This window comes from Clostridium sp. SGI.024 (assembly GCF_050315195.1).
Lineage (GTDB): Bacteria > Bacillota > Clostridia > Clostridiales > Clostridiaceae > Clostridium.
This window is the reverse complement of record NZ_JBNPON010000065.1, coordinates 1-17,966: the sequence shown is the minus strand read 5'-3', so window position 1 is coordinate 17,966 and position 17,966 is coordinate 1. Positions and strand designations below refer to the sequence as shown.

17 protein-coding genes, 3 tRNA genes and 1 pseudogene are annotated in these 17,966 nt (G+C 27.4%); 16 read left to right on the top strand and 5 right to left on the bottom strand.

Going from position 1 to position 17,966, the window contains the following annotated elements:
- Positions 1 to 207, top strand: a 207-nt coding sequence (locus tag ACQRD5_RS14305) for a hypothetical protein (protein ID WP_427746978.1), incomplete at its 5' end; no start/stop codon positions are given.
- 465 nt (positions 208 to 672) lie between these two features.
- On the opposite strand, the gene ACQRD5_RS14300 is transcribed toward ACQRD5_RS14305, so the two are convergent.
- Positions 673 to 2,739, bottom strand: a complete 2,067-nt coding sequence (locus ACQRD5_RS14300; RefSeq protein ID WP_291630289.1) for a helix-turn-helix domain-containing protein — start codon at positions 2,737 to 2,739, stop codon at positions 673 to 675.
- Positions 2,740 to 2,896: 157 nt separating this feature from the next.
- Between ACQRD5_RS14300 and clpB the strand changes: the two genes are divergently transcribed.
- Positions 2,897 to 5,491 (top strand): ATP-dependent chaperone ClpB, encoded by a 2,595-nt coding sequence (gene clpB / locus ACQRD5_RS14295; RefSeq protein ID WP_320900818.1) that lies wholly within the window; start codon positions 2,897 to 2,899, stop codon positions 5,489 to 5,491.
- Between the two features lie 60 nt (positions 5,492 to 5,551).
- Here the strand turns inward: clpB and ACQRD5_RS14290 are convergent.
- Positions 5,552 to 5,689 (bottom strand): annotated as a pseudogene (locus ACQRD5_RS14290) (Dabb family protein); the annotation flags it as partial.
- A gap of 32 nt (positions 5,690 to 5,721) precedes the next feature.
- Positions 5,722 to 5,841, bottom strand: a complete 120-nt coding sequence (locus tag ACQRD5_RS14285) for a Dabb family protein (RefSeq protein ID WP_336624139.1) — start codon at positions 5,839 to 5,841, stop codon at positions 5,722 to 5,724.
- A 311-nt stretch (positions 5,842 to 6,152) separates the two neighbouring features.
- On the opposite strand from ACQRD5_RS14285, the gene ACQRD5_RS14280 reads away from it, so the two are divergent.
- The 9 genes from ACQRD5_RS14280 to ACQRD5_RS14240 all read left to right on the top strand — a co-directional run bounded on the left by ACQRD5_RS14280 (position 6,153) and on the right by ACQRD5_RS14240 (position 12,360).
- Positions 6,153 to 6,229 (top strand) — tRNA-Arg (locus ACQRD5_RS14280).
- 4 nt (positions 6,230 to 6,233) lie between these two features.
- Positions 6,234 to 6,309 (top strand) — tRNA-Lys (locus ACQRD5_RS14275).
- A 72-nt stretch (positions 6,310 to 6,381) separates the two neighbouring features.
- Positions 6,382 to 6,456 (top strand) — tRNA-Gly (locus ACQRD5_RS14270).
- 804 nt (positions 6,457 to 7,260) lie between these two features.
- Positions 7,261 to 8,907, top strand: a complete 1,647-nt coding sequence (locus ACQRD5_RS14265) for a hypothetical protein (protein ID WP_427746977.1) — start codon at positions 7,261 to 7,263, stop codon at positions 8,905 to 8,907.
- Between the two features lie 12 nt (positions 8,908 to 8,919).
- Entirely contained in the window at positions 8,920 to 9,204 is a 285-nt protein-coding gene (locus tag ACQRD5_RS14260) for a hypothetical protein (protein WP_320900814.1), read from the top strand.
- 2 nt (positions 9,205 to 9,206) lie between these two features.
- The gene (lepB, locus tag ACQRD5_RS14255) at positions 9,207 to 9,761 is read left to right on the top strand and encodes a signal peptidase I (RefSeq protein WP_291630267.1); all 555 of its coding nucleotides are present in this window, start codon (positions 9,207 to 9,209) and stop codon (positions 9,759 to 9,761) included.
- An 86-nt stretch (positions 9,762 to 9,847) separates the two neighbouring features.
- The gene (locus tag ACQRD5_RS14250; protein ID WP_427746976.1) at positions 9,848 to 10,846 is read left to right on the top strand and encodes a DUF7601 domain-containing protein; all 999 of its coding nucleotides are present in this window, start codon (positions 9,848 to 9,850) and stop codon (positions 10,844 to 10,846) included.
- Positions 10,847 to 10,934: 88 nt separating this feature from the next.
- Positions 10,935 to 11,705, top strand: coding sequence for a class B sortase (srtB, locus tag ACQRD5_RS14245; protein WP_291630270.1), 771 nt, complete (start codon positions 10,935 to 10,937; stop codon positions 11,703 to 11,705).
- Between the two features lie 13 nt (positions 11,706 to 11,718).
- Positions 11,719 to 12,360, top strand: a complete 642-nt coding sequence (locus tag ACQRD5_RS14240; RefSeq protein WP_427746975.1) for a Spy0128 family protein — start codon at positions 11,719 to 11,721, stop codon at positions 12,358 to 12,360.
- 137 nt (positions 12,361 to 12,497) lie between these two features.
- Here the strand turns inward: ACQRD5_RS14240 and ACQRD5_RS14235 are convergent, their stop codons facing one another.
- Positions 12,498 to 12,686: an alpha/beta-type small acid-soluble spore protein gene (locus ACQRD5_RS14235; protein WP_291630273.1), complete on the bottom strand. Its 189-nt coding sequence runs from the start codon at positions 12,684 to 12,686 to the stop codon at positions 12,498 to 12,500.
- A gap of 242 nt (positions 12,687 to 12,928) precedes the next feature.
- Complete coding sequence (locus ACQRD5_RS14230; RefSeq protein ID WP_291630275.1) at positions 12,929 to 13,555, bottom strand: ECF transporter S component; 627 nt, start codon at positions 13,553 to 13,555, stop codon at positions 12,929 to 12,931.
- Between the two features lie 204 nt (positions 13,556 to 13,759).
- On the opposite strand from ACQRD5_RS14230, the gene ACQRD5_RS14225 reads away from it, so the two are divergent.
- From ACQRD5_RS14225 to ACQRD5_RS14205, 5 genes are all read left to right on the top strand, one after another.
- Positions 13,760 to 14,473: an ABC transporter ATP-binding protein gene (locus ACQRD5_RS14225; RefSeq protein WP_291630277.1), complete on the top strand. Its 714-nt coding sequence runs from the start codon at positions 13,760 to 13,762 to the stop codon at positions 14,471 to 14,473.
- Positions 14,466 to 16,064 (top strand): putative ABC transporter permease subunit, encoded by a 1,599-nt coding sequence (locus tag ACQRD5_RS14220; RefSeq protein WP_427746974.1) that lies wholly within the window; start codon positions 14,466 to 14,468, stop codon positions 16,062 to 16,064. The genes ACQRD5_RS14225 and ACQRD5_RS14220 overlap by 8 nt, the downstream gene beginning before the upstream one ends.
- 168 nt (positions 16,065 to 16,232) lie before the next feature.
- On the top strand, positions 16,233 to 16,625 hold the full coding sequence (locus tag ACQRD5_RS14215) for a GntR family transcriptional regulator (protein ID WP_291630281.1): 393 nt from the start codon (positions 16,233 to 16,235) through the stop codon (positions 16,623 to 16,625).
- Entirely contained in the window at positions 16,625 to 17,755 is a 1,131-nt protein-coding gene (locus ACQRD5_RS14210) for a DUF5808 domain-containing protein (RefSeq protein ID WP_291630283.1), read from the top strand. Before ACQRD5_RS14215 ends, ACQRD5_RS14210 begins: the two co-directional genes overlap by 1 nt.
- 15 nt (positions 17,756 to 17,770) lie before the next feature.
- Positions 17,771 to 17,938, top strand: a complete 168-nt coding sequence (locus ACQRD5_RS14205) for a hypothetical protein (RefSeq protein WP_291630285.1) — start codon at positions 17,771 to 17,773, stop codon at positions 17,936 to 17,938.
- Positions 17,939 to 17,966: the final 28 nt, after the last annotated feature.

The following is a 17,966-nucleotide window of genomic DNA, read 5'->3' as shown; positions in this document are numbered from 1 at the left end:
CAAGTTGAGAACTCTATAGTAGCTAAGATTAAAGATTATGTTCCTGAAGATTTAGTAGGAAAGTATACAATTTATATAAATAATTATGATAAATCTGCAAAAACCGCAGAAGATATTTCTAAGAAGAAATTAGTAATATCATATAAATTAAATGATAATACTCCTGCATATATTTTAGAAAATGGAACAGTTGATAACTTAAATTAATAAATAATAAATTGGCAACTAGTAGAGATACTAGTTGCCTTTGCATTATCTTTTTTATACAGTAAAAGTGATATTTCTATCAAAATTTTTACCTGCTAATGATATAGCTTATTCAATTATAAAAATATTTGTATTAATATGCTTACAAATATTTTATAACTACCTTAATAAATATTATATAATTACTTTCTTATTGGATGTAAAAATGAAGATATTATATTTAATAATGAATATTTTGAGAATATGCTAGGTACAAAAAATAGCCCTCTCATTAAAATCAACCCTTTCTAATACTTTTAAATCAATTACTTATGTTTAAATTATACTTAGAATTTTATTAGAATGCATTGACTTAAATGTTTAGTTTTATGTACATTTAAGTTATTAACAAAATTTCCAATATATTAAAAAAGTACAAAGAAATATAAAATTTTAGTTTCTTTGTACTTTATTTTATTAATTTATCTATTTTAAATTTTTAATTACAATAAGCTTAGCATCATATCCCTGTAGCTCTGTTATTATATTTAAAATTGTATTTTTCTTTGAATAGCTAAATTCTATTTTAGGGAAAGAAGCTCTGTGTAAAATTTCTTTTTCTTCTTTATTTAATCTATCTGGAGATCCCATAGATAACCAATAGTTATAAGAAGAACCAATTCTTTCACTTATTTCGTAAGTTATTATCCTAGAAGATTTTTTTATGTTTTCAATATTTAAAGATGTTTTCTTTTTATAAATTTTTCTTTTACCACGTTTAGTAAAGATATTTTCAAAGCTTTGTAATTCTTCTAGTTCATCTGTATAAGAATATAATAAGATACAATACTCATCATCTTTTTTAGTTACTATTAATCCATTATCTATAGTAACAATTTCATCACCTAATTTACTTAGTAAGTAGTAAGCATAATAAGAAGGCTTTCTAATTCCCATATCATTTACTAAGCCGGGAGCACCTATAAAGACTTCATTTGTTAAGCTTACTTCTTTTTCTAAAACGTCAAAAGCTCTTAAAAAGCTTAAGGAATTTTTATTAAAGATTGTATTATGAATAATAAATGGTAGCATAAAGGCTGTATCGTAAATTTTATTTAAGCTTTTATTACAAATAAAATCTTCTTCAATAACATCTACGTTATATTCGTCAATTAGATATTTTAATAAAAGACTTTTTAATTCTCTATCTATTATAGATTTAAATTGAAATTTAAATTCAGTTATATCAATATAATCTATTTCTGAAAAATATTCGAAAAAGCTAGTTAGTATATGCTTATATTTTTCAAGTGAAAAATTAGGATTATCTATTAAAATAAGAGGCTTTAAATCAATATAATCCAAAAATTCTATAATGCTCTTAGCTTTATTCCAGTTGTAGAAATCAGCTTTAGGGAAAACTCCCATATCATTATTAAACATATTTTCTAATCTAACATATTTAAAGTGAAGTTCATCTTGAATTTCTTCTAAGATATCTTTATTATCTTCTAGAAGTAAATCAAAGGCATCATCTAAATTTATTATTTCTCTAAAATCTTTATTAAGCTCACCTTGACTCTCATCCATATTTATATGAACTTTCCATAGCTTGTTTTCGTAATTAAATCTTTCATAATCATCTAATTCTGAAGATAGATATTCTAAAGCATCTTCTAGCTTTAAAATTTCAATCTTTTTACTTTGTTCATATTCTTCTTCTGTCAATTTATTTTTCTTTCTATATTGAAGAGGAGTACAATCGTAGTAATTCTTAAAATTTTTATTTAAGTATCTTACATGTGAAAAACCAACTTCATCTGAAATATCAGAAATACTTAAATCACTATCTAATAAAAGCTTAACAGATTCTTCAACTCTTGTTTGATTAACTAAATCAGTAAAGCTATTTCCTGTTGCATTTTTTATTTCATGAGATAAGTAATGTGGACTTAAAAATTCTTTCTTAGCAATTTCTTGTAATGTAATATTACTATCATAATTGTTGAATATATATTTTGAAATTCTATGATATCTTGCTAATTGCTCAGTATTAGATTTTAATTCTTCTCTTTCATAAGTTAAATAATGAAAGTTATTTATAAGATGATAAAGTAAATCTATTAATATTGATTCTACTTCTTTATCATAATCATCTAATTTCTGTACCGCCTCACATAAAAGCTTAGCTAAGAAATTTCTAAGTAAATCGTATTCTTCACCTTCTTGAGCACCATCATCAGTTGAATTTGTATAAAAGAAAACATTGTTTATATCTTTATAATACTTTTCAAAGAAGGAGGGATCTATGTGAAAAATTAATACTCTATTATCTTTATCACTATAAATTCTATGTGATTCATCAACATTTATTATCTCCATTTCCTTTTCTAATAATTCAAAGGAATCTGTATCTACATTAACATTTATGCTTCCTCTTAAAACATAAAGTATCTCTATAGAATTATGCCAGTGAATTGGATATTCCTTTATGTTAGCATATGTTATTTTTATAGGTGAATCTGCTTGGTAAACTATATATTCTCTTCGTATAAAAATCACCTCATTTTAATATAATAATCTAATTATATCCTATTTATACTAAAATAGAAAAGTTTAAAAATTTTAAAATATACTTTGACTTTCTTTGACTTTTGTATTATTATATTAAATATAGATTATAATAAATATGTATAAAGGAGTGAAGCACATGAATATCGATAAAATGACTTTAAGGGTTCAAGAGGCATTAAATAATGCTAGTATGATTGCAGTTAAATATAATCACCAACAAGTAGAATTAATACATTTATTTACAGCATTGGTAGAACAAGAAGATGGGTTGATACCTAATATATTTACTAAAATGGGAGCTAATGTAAAATCAATAGATGATGATTTAAATAGAGTTTTAGGAAATATGCCAAAAGTCTTAGGAGAAGGTGCAAACTCTTCTGGGGTATATGCAACTAGGCAAATAGAAGAAGTATTAGTTAAGGCAGAAGATATAGCTAAGAAATTTGAAGATTTGTATATTAGTGTTGAACATGTAATGCTTGCAATAATTGAAGTAGATAAAAATGGAGAAGTTAAGAGAATATTAGATAAGTATAATATTAATAAAAAAACATTTATGGAAGTCCTAAAGGAAGTAAGAGGAAATCAAAGAGTAGAAACTCAAGATCCGGAAGGAACTTATGATGCTTTAGGAAAGTATGGTACTAACTTAACAGACCTGGCTAAAAAGCATAAATTAGATCCTGTAATTGGTAGAGATGAAGAAATAAGAAGAACTATTAGAATTTTATCAAGAAGAACAAAAAACAATCCTGTATTAATTGGTGAACCTGGTGTTGGTAAAACTGCTATAGTAGAAGGTTTAGCAGAAAGAATTATTAGAGGAGATGTACCAGAAGGTTTAAAGGATAAAGTTATATTTTCTTTAGATATGGGTGCCTTAATTGCTGGAGCAAAATATAGAGGTGAATTTGAAGAAAGATTAAAGGCTGTTTTAAAGGAAGTACAAAGCAGTGAAGGTAAAATAATATTATTTATAGATGAAATTCATACTATAGTTGGAGCGGGTAAAACTGATGGAGCTATGGATGCAGGTAATTTAATTAAGCCTTTACTTGCAAGAGGTGAATTACATTGTATTGGAGCTACAACCTTTGATGAATATAGACAATATATTGAAAAGGATAAGGCACTAGAAAGAAGGTTCCAACCTGTTATAGTAGAAGAACCAACAGTGGAAGATACTATATCAATTCTTAGAGGCTTAAAAGAAAGATTTGAAATACATCATGGTATAAGAATTCATGATTCAGCTTTAGTTGCAGCAGCAAAATTATCGGATAGATATATTCAAGATAGATTTTTACCAGATAAGGCAATAGATTTAATTGATGAAGCTGGTGCTATGATAAGAACTGAAATAGATTCTCTTCCAACTGAACTTGATCATATTAGAAGGAAACAGTTCCAATTAGAAATTGAAAAAGAAGCTTTATTAAAGGAAAAAGATGAAGGCTCTAAGAAGAAATTAGAAGCCTTAGAAAAAGATATTGCAGAACTTAAGGCTCAAAATGATGAAATGACTGCAAAATTTGAAAGAGAAAAAGATGCAATAGTTAACTTAAAAGATCTAAAATCTAAATTAGATGATGCTAGAGGAGAATTAGAAGCAGCTCAAAGAAGCTATAATTATAATAAGGCAGCAGAAATTCAATATAGTGTAATACCAGCACTAGAAGAAGAAATTAAACAAAAAGAAGTTGAAGTTAAAGAGAATTATGAAGGAGCACTATTAAAAGAAGAAGTAACTGAAGAAGAAGTATCAGAGGTTCTTTCTAAATGGACAGGAATACCTGTAAGCAACCTTTTAGAAGGTGAAAGAGAAAAGCTTCTAAGACTAGAAAGTGAAATTCAAAAGAGAGTTATTGGCCAAGAAGAGGCTATTACTGCTGTTTCAAATGCTATACTTAGAGCAAGAGCAGGATTAAAGGATGTTAATAAACCAATAGGTTCCTTTATATTCCTTGGTCCAACTGGAGTTGGTAAGACAGAACTTGCTAAGACTTTAGCTAGAAATTTATTTGATTCAGAAGAAAATATAATAAGAATAGATATGTCTGAATATATGGAGAAACATTCAGTTTCTAGATTAGTTGGAGCGCCTCCAGGATATGTAGGTTATGATGAAGGTGGTCAACTTACTGAAGCTGTAAGAAGAAGACCTTATAGCGTAATATTATTTGATGAAATTGAAAAGGCTCATGAGGATGTATTTAATATATTCTTACAAATATTAGATGATGGTAGATTAACTGATAATAAAGGAAAAACTGTAGATTTTAAAAATACAATTATAATTATGACTTCTAATATTGGTAGCAGTTATCTTTTAGAAAATAAGAGTGAAGATACTGTAGATGAAGGAATTAGAAATCAAGTTATGAATGAAATGAAGCTAAGATTTAAACCAGAATTCCTAAACAGAGTAGATGATATAATTATGTTTAAGCCATTATCTGAAAATGGAATTAAGAAGATAATAGATATTTTCTTAAGAGAAATATCAGGAAGGTTAAAGGATAGAAATATAACTATTGAAGTAACTGATGCAGCAAAAACAATTATGGCTAGGGAAGGCTATGACCCAGTATATGGTGCAAGACCTCTAAAGAGATATATTCAAAATACTTTAGAAAATACTTTAGCTAGAAAGATAATCAAAGGTGAAATTGGATATGGATCAAATGTTGTAGTTGATGCAGAAGAAGATGAAATAATAATTAAGTAAGAAGTAAGAAGTAATAGTGAAGGTCGAGCATATGCTTGACCTTTTCTGTTTTTATGTAGTTTAGATTTCGTAATCAATGCAAGCTCTATCTACTTTGATAGTAGCTAAAAATTTTGCGAATTCTAAGTGTTCTGGACATGTTTGGTATTGATCTAAGGTTTCTACACTATCAAAATCGAAAATTAAAGCTACATCGTAATTAGTATCTGGTGTATTTTCTACATTTCTAACTACGTTAAATTTTTTATTGTATCTAAGTCTCTTAGCTTTTCTATTTTTTCAAAAAAATCAGCGATATTTTTTTCTTTGTTATCATCTTTTAATGTAAACATACATACGTGTCTTATCATTATATATTTCCTCCATAAATTTCTATTTACCTACTACATTTATAATAACATAATTTCGAAATTCTCTCTATATATTGCCAATTCAAAACTACATCTATGAAAACTTAATAATTACTGTAGTGTGAAAAGATGTTATAATAGCAATAAAAAATTATATAGCAGGTATGCAATTTGATATTTATGGCTAGTAAGGTTTAATTTTAATATAATAATATAATTTAGACTATGTTTTTTGAAAAAATTTAATTTAAATAAAAAAACTGTTGACAATATACGACAATATAAGTTATTATATTTTTCGTGGAAAAGATGCGTGTTTAGCTCAGCTGGATAGAGCAACGCCCTTCTAAGGCGTGGGCCAGGAGTTCGAATCTCTTAACACGCACCATTATGGTTTACTAGCTCATTCGGTAGAGCACTTGACTTTTAATCAAGGTGTACCGGGTTCGATTCCCGGGTAAGCCACCACATTTTTATAAATTTTAAAAATAGTATTGACCAATTTTATATGATATTATATTATATAAATGTAAATTCTATGCGGAAGTGGCTCAATGGTAGAGCGTCACCTTGCCAAGGTGAATGTTGCGGGTTCGAGTCCCGTCTTTCGCTCCAAGATTATCCATACAAGATAGATGTAAATGAGCATCTTTTTGTATGGATTTTTTACTAACTGAAGTAGTTATAAAAAGCTTACACTCTATAAATAATCTGTGTAATTTCAATAAACCATATGCAGCCATCATTGTAGTTCTGATACTCATTTCAACAGTAAATACAACATCTCCAGGAAGCTCTACATATTGTTCAATAAGGGCTAAATTAGTACATCCATCAGGAGTAACTTTTGCCTAAGAGTAGATCTTTTTTATTCATAAGTTTTGGATATTGTAATTTGAAATTAATTAAATATATAGATATTTATCAAAAGTAATAAGTGATAGAAGTTCAGTAATAGAACCTATTGTATAAGTGGTACTTTTGTAAAGTATAAGCCTAGAGGAGATTTAGAAATATAATCACCTCTAGGCTTATTTTATTTATATAAATACAAAAAAATGATTAAAGTTATAAAATGTACAAAAATAGTAATAAAATGGATTAAAAAATAATATTAAATTATATGGTGGTATAATTTAGTAAAAATGGTGGTATAATTCAATAAATACAGTGATATAATTTAATGAAAAATATTGTCAGTTTAGTGTTTATAAGTTGATATTAAATCACTACATAATAAGAATTATCTCTATAAACCTACTATGAATGTACATATTATATCCATATGGGCATTATTTTATAAAACTTTACTACGTAGAAATGGTGGTTAATGTGTACATTTTATATTTAGATAATTCGGAATATTGCGATAATTATTTTCGCATAGAAAGGACACAAAAGGTTAGGAGGGTATAATTTATGAATACGAGATGTGGTATGAAGAAAAAGAAATATACTACAAGATGGTTATCAGGATTACTTATAGTGGCCCTGATACTAAGTAGCATAGTATTACCTGGAAGTGGAACTTCTGTAAGAGCAGATAATCTAGATGATAAAACTGTTTCCGTAGAAAATCTGGAAAAAGAATCTGCTAATAAAGAAAATTTAGCTTCCCTTACTGATGATAAAGAGAATCTGAAGAATAATATAACTGATAGTAATAATTTGGATTTTAAGGCTACTGATGATGAAAATCTAAAAACTAGAACAGTTGATAATGAAAATATAAATAATAATACTTCTGATAATAGCAATTCAGAATTTAATACTGCTGACACTTTTCCAGTAGCTACTTTAAGTGATGATGGAATTCAATTATATGCTAATAATTCAGTAAATGTTAATGCTGAATATTTCTATGAAATTGAAATGGAAGCTACTAGTACTAATGAACATTATATTGCGAAAGGAATTTATGTAGATGCCAATGGAAATGCACATATTGTCCTTGGTTTTCAAAAAAATAATAATTGGAAAGATATAGTTAAAGTAAAGATTGGTGACAAAGAAGTAATTAGTCCAAATTATAATGTGATTTTAGCAGATAATTCATCAGATGCTTCAATAGTTATTAATTTACCAAATAATGAAATACAAACATTAGAAAGTAATTTAGGACTTATGATTATTGAGATAGGAAAAATTGAAAATATTACAGAAATATTTCACTTTGCTATTGATACAACAACTAGTGGAGAGTATAACACAGGTTGGGATTTGCCAGGGGCGACTATAAAAATTAAGTTTGAATATTCAATAGAGAAAGATGTTGTTAAAGATGGAGTGATTGTAGATAATCCAGAAGTAAAAATAGGGGATGAAATAATATATAAAGTTACTATTAAAAATAATAGTGAAGCTCCCCTTAATGAAATAAAGGTTACAGATAGAGTTCCTGATGGCCTAGTCGTAACTAAGATAGATGGTAAAGAAACTACTGATTCTAACAAAACAGGGACTATTACTATAGCAGAAAATGTTACTTTAGCAAAAAAAGGGGCTGAGGGATCATCAATAACTTATACAATTACTGCTATCGTTAGTGACAACGCAGTACCTGGAAAAATCACTAATACAGCTATTATGGAAAATAAATATATTGTTCCAGATGAGGATTCAGCTGACGTAACAGTTATTAGGGCAGTGTCTATTGTAAAAAAAGTGGCAGGTAATATGGGGGATACTACCAAAGCATTTACATTTAATATAAAAGTTGGTGAAGAGGATTTTGGAACATTTGATTTGGCACATAATGGGGTGAAATATATTTCAAATATTCCAAGTAATGGAACACTTAAATTATCTGAATTGAATTCAGAAGGCTATAAAGTTAAAGTTGATGTAAATGGTGTAGAGCAGACTGTAGTAGATGGCGTTTGCACTATTGAATTAGAACCTTATGGAGCAAAAGATTTAAATATAGTTGTAACTAATACAAAAAATGTACTAATAGATACTGGGATTTTATTAGATTCCTTACCTTATATAGGGATTTTAGTAGTTGTAATTGTTGGTGGCGGAATATTCTTCATTAACAAGGGAAAGAGGAAAAATGACATTTAAGGAGGATGACAGATGGAAAAGAAAACTAAATTCACTGATAATCCGGAAATAGAACTACTAAATTTCGAACAAGAAATTATTATTGGATGGCTAAAAAAATTACATTTTAAGAAGAAACTCTTAGGTGGAGTAAGTGAAGAAGATGTATGGAAGAAAATTACTGAATTAAATAATATGTACACTATGGCTCTTGTTGCAGAAAGAGAAAGATATGATGCTCTTCTTGAAGAACATGGTATTTTGCATAGGAAAAGTATTATTTCTAATGAAGTAAATACCTCTGTGGAGGAAAGCTAGTAATGGGAAAGAGAAAAAAAGAGACAAGCATAGAGGAAGTTATTAATAATAGAAAAAGTGATTTATACACTAGACTTGGATATCGTAGTCTTTTTATTAGGATTATCTTATTAATAATTGTAGGCTATATATTATTTTCACAATTCTTTTTAATTAAACAAGCTAATGGAAATGGAATGTTTCCAGCAATAAAAGATGGTGATTTAATCATCGGATTTAGAGCACAGAAGAAGTATTTAAAAAATGATGTTATAGAGTACAAATACAATGGATCTACTTACCTTGGACGTATTGTAGCCTGTGAAAATGATGTAGTAACAATAGATGAAAGCGGAAAGCTAATTGTAAATGGCACAGTTCAAGATGGTGGAATTATGTATCCTACCTATATGAAGGAAGATTCAAATTTAGAATATCCTTATAGGGTACCTGATAACTGTGTATTTGTATTAGGAGACTATCGTACACAATCTGAAGATAGTCGTGATTTTGGACCAATATCTATAAAAGATATTGATGGAAAAGTTATTACAATTCTTAGAAGAAGGGGATTGTAAGCTAAAAATTTACTTGTATGTTTCTCTCCCTAACTATATATGGGAGTAACATAAATAATAAAATAAATTTCGAGGAGGACGAAATTATGAAAAAATTTTTATCTTTAATTCTATCATTAGTAATGGTTTTAGGTGTGAGCACTGTGACCTTTGCAGATACTAAAACAATTACTAATGGAGGTGTAGCAAGTATAAATCCTGCTAAGGTTTATAAGCTAGTAAATGATGGGGTTAATAACCCTGCTGAAACCTTTAATTTTCAAATTACAAAAGTTGGAGTAACAGATTCTCAATACACAGAAAGTGATATGCCAATGTTTACACAAACTAATTATTCAATTCAATTTGCAGATGGTGAAGCTACTTTAGCAGGAGATAAAAACACTACTGCTTCTGCTATAGCATTACCAACCTATGAACATGTTGGTATCTTTACTTATATGATAACTGAAACAGCTGGATCTACTGCAGGTGTAACTTATGATGCAAATCCACTTTACTTAAAGGTTACTGTTACTGAAGAAAATGGTCAAAAGGTTAGATACGTTACTTATCACTATGGATCAGAAACTGGTTCAAAGACTGATAGTATAACTAACACATACTCTGCAGGTAACTTAGCAATTACTAAAAATGTTACTGGTAATATGGGTGAAACAGATCGTTACTTTAAAGTTAAGGTTACATTAACTGCACCAACAGGAAAAACTGTTAATAGTAATATTACTGCAACTGGTGGTAAATATACACAACCTGTAACATTATCAATAGGTGAAAATGAGTTAGAATTAAAACATGGTGATACAATTACTATTAATAATATTCCATATGATGTTACTTATACAGTAGTTGAAGATGATTATACTGGTGATGACTATGGGTATGATGCTGCTACTTATAATTGGTCTGATAACAATAAAAAAGTAGACTCAGCTTTAGATACAGTTACTATTACTAATAATAAGGGAAGAGATGTTGACACAGGAATCTTTGTGGACAACTTACCTTATATTATAATCTTAGCTGGTGTTGCAGTTGGTATGGGAGTTTTCTTTATGAAGAAACGTACTGCTAATAATAACTAAGATAGTAAGTAACATTAACAAATAGGTTTGAAGGACTTTTAGTCCTTCAATGCCTAGTTTTATTAATAAAGCTTAAGGAGTGTGGCACATGAGGTTTTCTAAGTTCTTTCTCAGGGTGTCAAATGCCCTTTTAACTTTAATAGTATTATCATTACTTTCTACTGCAGGAGCTTATTCAGTTTATGCTCTTTGGGATAACCACCATATATATGAAGAAGCAAAAAATGTACAAGATGATATGCTTAAATTCAAACCAAATATGGATAATGCAAAGGATAGAATAGCTTCCTTTAAAAAATTGTTAGAAATAAATCCAGATGTTTGTGCATGGATTACTATGGATGGTACTAAGATAGATTACCCTGTAGTACATGGGGAGACTAATCTTACCTATATAAACACTGATGTTTATGGTGATTTTTCATTAGCAGGTAGTATATATCAAGATTCTCGTTGTGATGCAAGTTTTCATGATAACTATACTTTGTTATATGGTCACCATATGGCTAATCATAATATGTTTGGGGATCTTGATCTTTACAAGGAAGAAGAATTTTTTAATGAAAATAGAACAGGAGTTTTGATTTTGCCCGATAGAGGGTATGATTTAAAAATTTATGCTTACCTATTGGAAGTTGCCTCAGAAGATATGATATTTGAGATAGCACAGAGAAATGAAGATATAAGTAGTCTACATAATTTTGTAGAGAAAAATGCAATTTATCTTCATAAAGATACCTTTGAAGAAGCTAAAAAAGCGAATACACAGATTCTGGCCCTAACTACTTGTTCAAGTGAATTTACTGATGCAAGAACGATTATTCTGGCTGTGATGGAACCGCACAGACCAGCAGAATAGGAGGATATTGAGGATGAAGAAAAATATAAAGAATATGGCAATAACCTTGCTCATATTGGTTATGTATCTTATGATGATTACTTCGCCTGTTCTGGCGGTGGAATTACCAATAACAAAAATAAAGTTTTCGGTTTCTCTAGAAGGTACATTACCTACTAAAGCAGAGAAATTTACAGTTAATCTAAAAGCAAATAACATAAATAATACAATGCCGGAAGGAACTGTAAATGAAACTTATAGCATGACTGTAGAGGGTGAGGATATAGCGTACTTTCCAGAAATAACTTTTTCAAGAGTAGGAGTATATAATTATACAATATGGCAAGAGAAAGGAAATAATGTAGATTGTACTTATGATTATAGTACCTATAATCTTACAGTTTATGTAACTAATAAAGAAAATGGAGAGGGTTTAGAAGCTACTTCAGTTCTTTATAAGAATAATGAAACAAATAAAGTAGATGCAGCTAATTTCAATAATGTATATAAAACAATTACACCTATAAAAGAAGAGGTCAAGGGTATATCTGATACAGTTGTTAATACTGGAGATACTTCTAATATAATCTTTTGGGTTATATTAAGTACTTTAGGAGTTATAGGGATACTTTTTATAGTATTATCTGCGCATAAGAAAAATGGTAATAATAATTAAAGTAATGATAAATAAGAAGCAGTGGATGTGAAAAATATTATCTCAACCACTGCTCTTAATTTTATAGATAATAATTTGTACAATTTTTATCTATAGGAAACTATTTATTTAGTTACCTTTCAAATAGAAGATATTTTCTATTTAAGTTTTGATTCGTATTGTTGTACCATTCTCTTAACCATTTCTCCACCAACGCTACCGCATTGTTTTGAAGAAAGATCTCCGTTATAATCTGAGAAAGGAACACCCATTTCATTAGCTACTTCATTTTTAAATTTTGATAATCCTTGTTTTGCTTCTGGAACTAGTTTTGTACTACTTGTCATAATAAATACCTCCTCAAAATTTAATTTTCATACAAAGGTTTTTAATAACTTTGTACTATTAGATTGTGTAAAAATATTTTTTATAAACTATTTAATTAATTACATTGTAGGAAGAGGATTCTTGTTAATCAAAAAAAGGACAAAGTATAAAAAATATAAAAAAATTAGAATATTTTCTCATAGAAAATGAAAAATCCCAAACTCTATGAGTTTAGGATTATAAAATCTTATTATTAAATATCTTATGGATTTTTCTTTTGCATCTTAAATATTGCAATTACTATTGGAGTTACGATTAATGCAGATAAGACTGCTTCTGCAATCCCGTTTGTACCTATTACAGTTAATAGAGCTGTTGTAACTGCACCAACTGAATTTGATGAAATAGATCCTTTAGATATAAGTATTTCAGCATAATCTTTAAAGTAAAGTAAGTAAATAGTTCCAAGTACACCAATTGTATTTATTAAAGAGCCACAAACAGCAGTTATACTAATTGCTATTTTAGCATTTTTTAGCTTAGCTCTTATAAGTTTGTAAATGTAATAAGATAAAACTCCAATTAGCACTCTAGGAACTACAGATACTAATGGATTATAAAAAAATGGTGACATTGGTGTTGGAGCTGTTATGTTTTGATAAATTGAGAATAAACCAAAAATTAGGCCTATAGAGCCACCTACGATTGGTCCTTCTATTATAGCTCCTATTATAACTGGCAAATGTAAAATAGTTAACTTAAAAAGTGGTAAAGGGATAAAACCAAGACCTGTTAATCCTAAAAATAAACAAATCCCTGATAGCATAGCTATTATTACCATCTTTCTAACATTTTCATGGGATTTTCCCACCCCTCTAGTGTTTAACATTTTAACTCCTCCGTTCTTATTCCTTATATAGGATATAATTCGGCAAAAAAATAATTTTTTGCAAAGTTCGGTTTCATAGAATACCGACTTATATAATTTTACCATATATTAATAATGTGTAAAGAATAAATATAAAAAATATTGATTTTTTATTATAGCTGTTATACTATTAATATAACAAGTATAATAATGAGAGGTGTTAATATGTTAGAAATAATAAATTATTCAAAAGCATATAAAAATGGTAAAAAAGCTGTAAATAATATTTCTCTTAAAGTTAATGATGGAGAGATATTTGCTTTTATTGGTCATAATGGAGCAGGAAAAACTACTACTATAAAATCTATAGTTGGAATATTAGAATTTGAAGAAGGCGATATACTAATTGATAAAGTGTCTATTAAGGAAAATCCTATGAAATGCAAAAGTAATATTGCTTATATACCAGATAATCCAGATATTTATGAAAGCTTAACTGGAATTCAATATTTAAATTTTATTGCAGATATTTTTAATGTTTCAAAGATTGATAGAGAAAATTTAATTAAGTATTATGCTAATATGTTTGAAATAACAAGTTTTTTAGGAGATTTAATATCTTCATATTCTCATGGAATGAAGCAAAAATTAGTTATTATTTCAGCCTTAATTCATAAACCAAAGCTAATGATATTAGATGAACCCTTTGTTGGTTTAGATCCCAAAGCTTCACATACTTTAAAGGAAGAGATGAAAAAATTATGCAGTAATGGAGTATCAATATTTTTCTCAACTCATGTTTTAGAAGTTGCAGAAAAGCTTTGTGATAAAGTAGCTATAATAAAGGAAGGGGTTATAGTTACTCAAGGTAAGATGGAAGATGTAAAGGGTAATAGTTCCTTAGAAGATATATTTATGGAGTTGATAGATAATGAGTAAATTAGTAAGTCTTTTAAAAGTTAATTTTATTTCCTCTATTGGTATAAATAAATTTACTAAAGAAAAATCAAAGGTAGAAAGAAATAAATCTATTTTTTTAGCTATAACAATTGGCTTTACTATGATTATGCTTTTAGTTATGGCAGTACTATATTTTGAGCTTATGGCTAAGGGATTAAATCAATTTGGATTATTAGATATGCTTTTAGTTATGGGATTTATAATAAGTTCAGCAATAATATTATTTACTTCAATATATAAAGCTCAAGGAATATTATTTTCCTTTAAGGACTATGATTTGTTAATGAGTTTGCCAATTAAGAAAAGTGATATTTTAATATCTAAAATGGTGGAATTGCTTGCAGTTAATTATTTCTTTTCTTTATTTGTTTTATTACCATCTGGAATGATTTATTTTAAATATAGTAATATATCACCTTTATTCTTTATAAATCTTGCATTGATTTATTTAGCTTTGCCACTTATTCCTATAGTATTTTCTTCAATAATTGCTTTTGGAATAAGTTATATATCATCACGATTAAAATATAAAAACTTAATAATTACATTAGGAACTTTAGGAGTTGTATTTTTAATTTTAATATCATCCTTTAAAGTAAATGAGCTTATAAGTTATTTTGTTGCTAATAGTGCATCTATAAGTGAAGGAATTTTAAAGATTTATCCTCCAGCAATTTTAGCTGTAAGAGGTTTAGCTAATAACAATTTTGTAGATATATTATTATTTGTTATATTATCAGTATTAGTTTTTTCTATATTTGTACTTGTATTTAGTAAAAGTTTTAAGAGTATAAGTTCAAGACTTCAAGAAAGCTATAAAAAAGCTAATTATAAAATAAAAGAAATGAAAAGTTCTACACAATTAATGGCATTACTAAAAAAAGAGATAAAAAGATATTTTGCATCACCAATATATGTAATAAATACAATTCTTGGACCAATATTATTACTTGGAATGTCCATAGCTACTTTATTTATGGGAGAAGAAGTACTTGCTACTATACTTGAAGTAGAAATTGTAAAGGAAATTATACCTTTATTCATTATAGTTGTTGTATGTGGAATTTTAGTAATATCTTGCACAACAAATTCATCTATATCTTTAGAAGGAAAAAATTTATGGATATTAAAGAGTAGTCCAATAAGGCCAATAGAAATATTTAAAGCAAAGATAGGATTAAATTTAATTTTAATTGTGCCAGCTTTATTAATTTCAGATATTATTTTTATGATTTCATTGAAATTATCAGCAATTCAATTTATTTGGCTTTTAGGTATATCAACTATTTTTTCATTGGTGGTTCCTATAATTGGAATAATAATAAACTTATTATTTCCTAAATTCAATTGGGTTTCAGAAACAGCTGTAGTAAAACAAGGAGCAAGCGTAATTATACAAATGCTAATTTCAGCAGCTATAGTAGTAATTCCAGTATTAATATTTATTTATGGAAAAATACAAAATATAAACTTATTTTTATTAGGTACAGTAATTTATGAATTAATAATATTAGGAGCTACTACAGTAATTTTAAATACTACTGCTGTAAAACTATTTAACAAACTATAGTGGGCTGTTATTACAGCCCAAATGAAAAATGAAAAATGTAGAATGTAGAATTATGGAAGTAATTTGTTCCAAATTACAAAATATAAAATTTAGAAACTCCGAAAGGAGTTTCATCATCAATTTTACATTTTACATTTTTCATTCTACATTCAGAAGAGAGGTGTTTTAATGATATTAAGAATAGATTTTGATTCAGAGATACCCATATATGTGCAAGTAAAAAATCAAGTTATTGAAGGTATTGCTAAAGGAGGAATTGAAAAAGATGAAGAATTACCTTCTGTTAGAGCCTTAGCAGAAGATATAGGAATAAATATGCATACCGTTAATAAGGCTTATAATATATTAAAAGAAGAGGGTTATATAAAAATTGATAGAAGAAAAGGTGCAGTAGTTTCTTTAAATTTAAATAATTCAAATGATAAATTTAAAGAAGATTTAAATGAAAATTTATATTATTATATGGCTGAATGTTTTAATAGAGGCATAGAGAAGGATGAAATTAAAAAGTATATAGATAAGGTATTCTTAGACTTCAATAAAGAAGAAGGTGAAAAATAGTGGAAAAAATATTTTTAGTTGGATCAACTATTTTCGTAAGTATTATTTTATTTATTTCAACATTTTGGGTAAATAAGTTTTCTAATAATGGAATAATATTTGGGGTTAGAGTTCCAAAGGAATATGAGAAGGAAGATGAAATATTAAAGTTAGAAAAAGAATATAAGAAAAATCATCTTATTTATATTTTGCCAGTAATTATTATAGTTAATATATTAGTTGCTTTTACATCAAAAATATCAATATTTTTATTATTAACTTTTGTAATAATTATAGCTACTAATATACCAGTATTTATATATTGGAAAAAAATGATGAAGCTAAAAGAGGAGAAGGGTTGGAGAAGTCTTGGAAAAAATGTAGTTCTTGTAGATACTTCCATTAGAAAGCCTAAGGCAAGAGAAGATGATGTGGTAATTAAAACTAGAAACTTTATGTTGTTATTAGTAATTCCTTTAATTACAGTTATAATAACTCTTATGGAATATAAAAGTGTTCCCGACCCATTTCCTATTCATTATAATGCACAAGGAATAGCAGATAGTTTTGTAAATAAAGAAGGTTTTAAAGGATTTTTCTATTTAGTTTTATTTCCAGTTTTATTTCAAGTAGGAATGATAATATTTTTAGCTCTAATAAATAAATTTGCTATAAATGGAAAAGTTGAAATAAATAGTGGAACCTTAGAAGAAATAAAAGCTCAAAGAAAGATATTTAAAAGGATAAATTCTATATTATTATTTATAATTACTATAGAAATTACATTAATGATGGCTTTCACACAATTTTGTACTATTTTTTCTTGGAGTGTAAATATTATATATATTTTTTTCTTACCTGCAATATTGTTAACTACAATTATTTTTTCTGCTATTAGTTATAAAATAGGACAAGGTGGAAAAAACTTAAAAGTTAATAAAGAGGCTGAAGAAATATACAGAGATGATGATAAGAATTGGATATTAGGTAATTTTTATTTTAATAAAAAGGATCCTAGTATATTTGTAGAGAAAAGAGTAGGTATTGGGTGGAGTGTTAATTTAGGAAGTCCTGTTGGATTAATAATAGCAATTTTACCAATAGCTTTAATAATAGTATTGCTTATATATTTTATAATAGTTGGGGTATAAGCTGGAGGTGTTATTTTGACTAATATAGGCTCTGTTTTAGGATTGAATATTACAATTATAGCTTTAGGGATATTTTCATATTATATTAATAATTTATCTAATAATGGAATATATTTTGGAATTCGTATTCCTAAAAAGTTTCAAGGTATAAAGGAAATTAAAGATTTAGAAAAAGAATATTAATATCATTAATTTAAATTATTTTATTTAA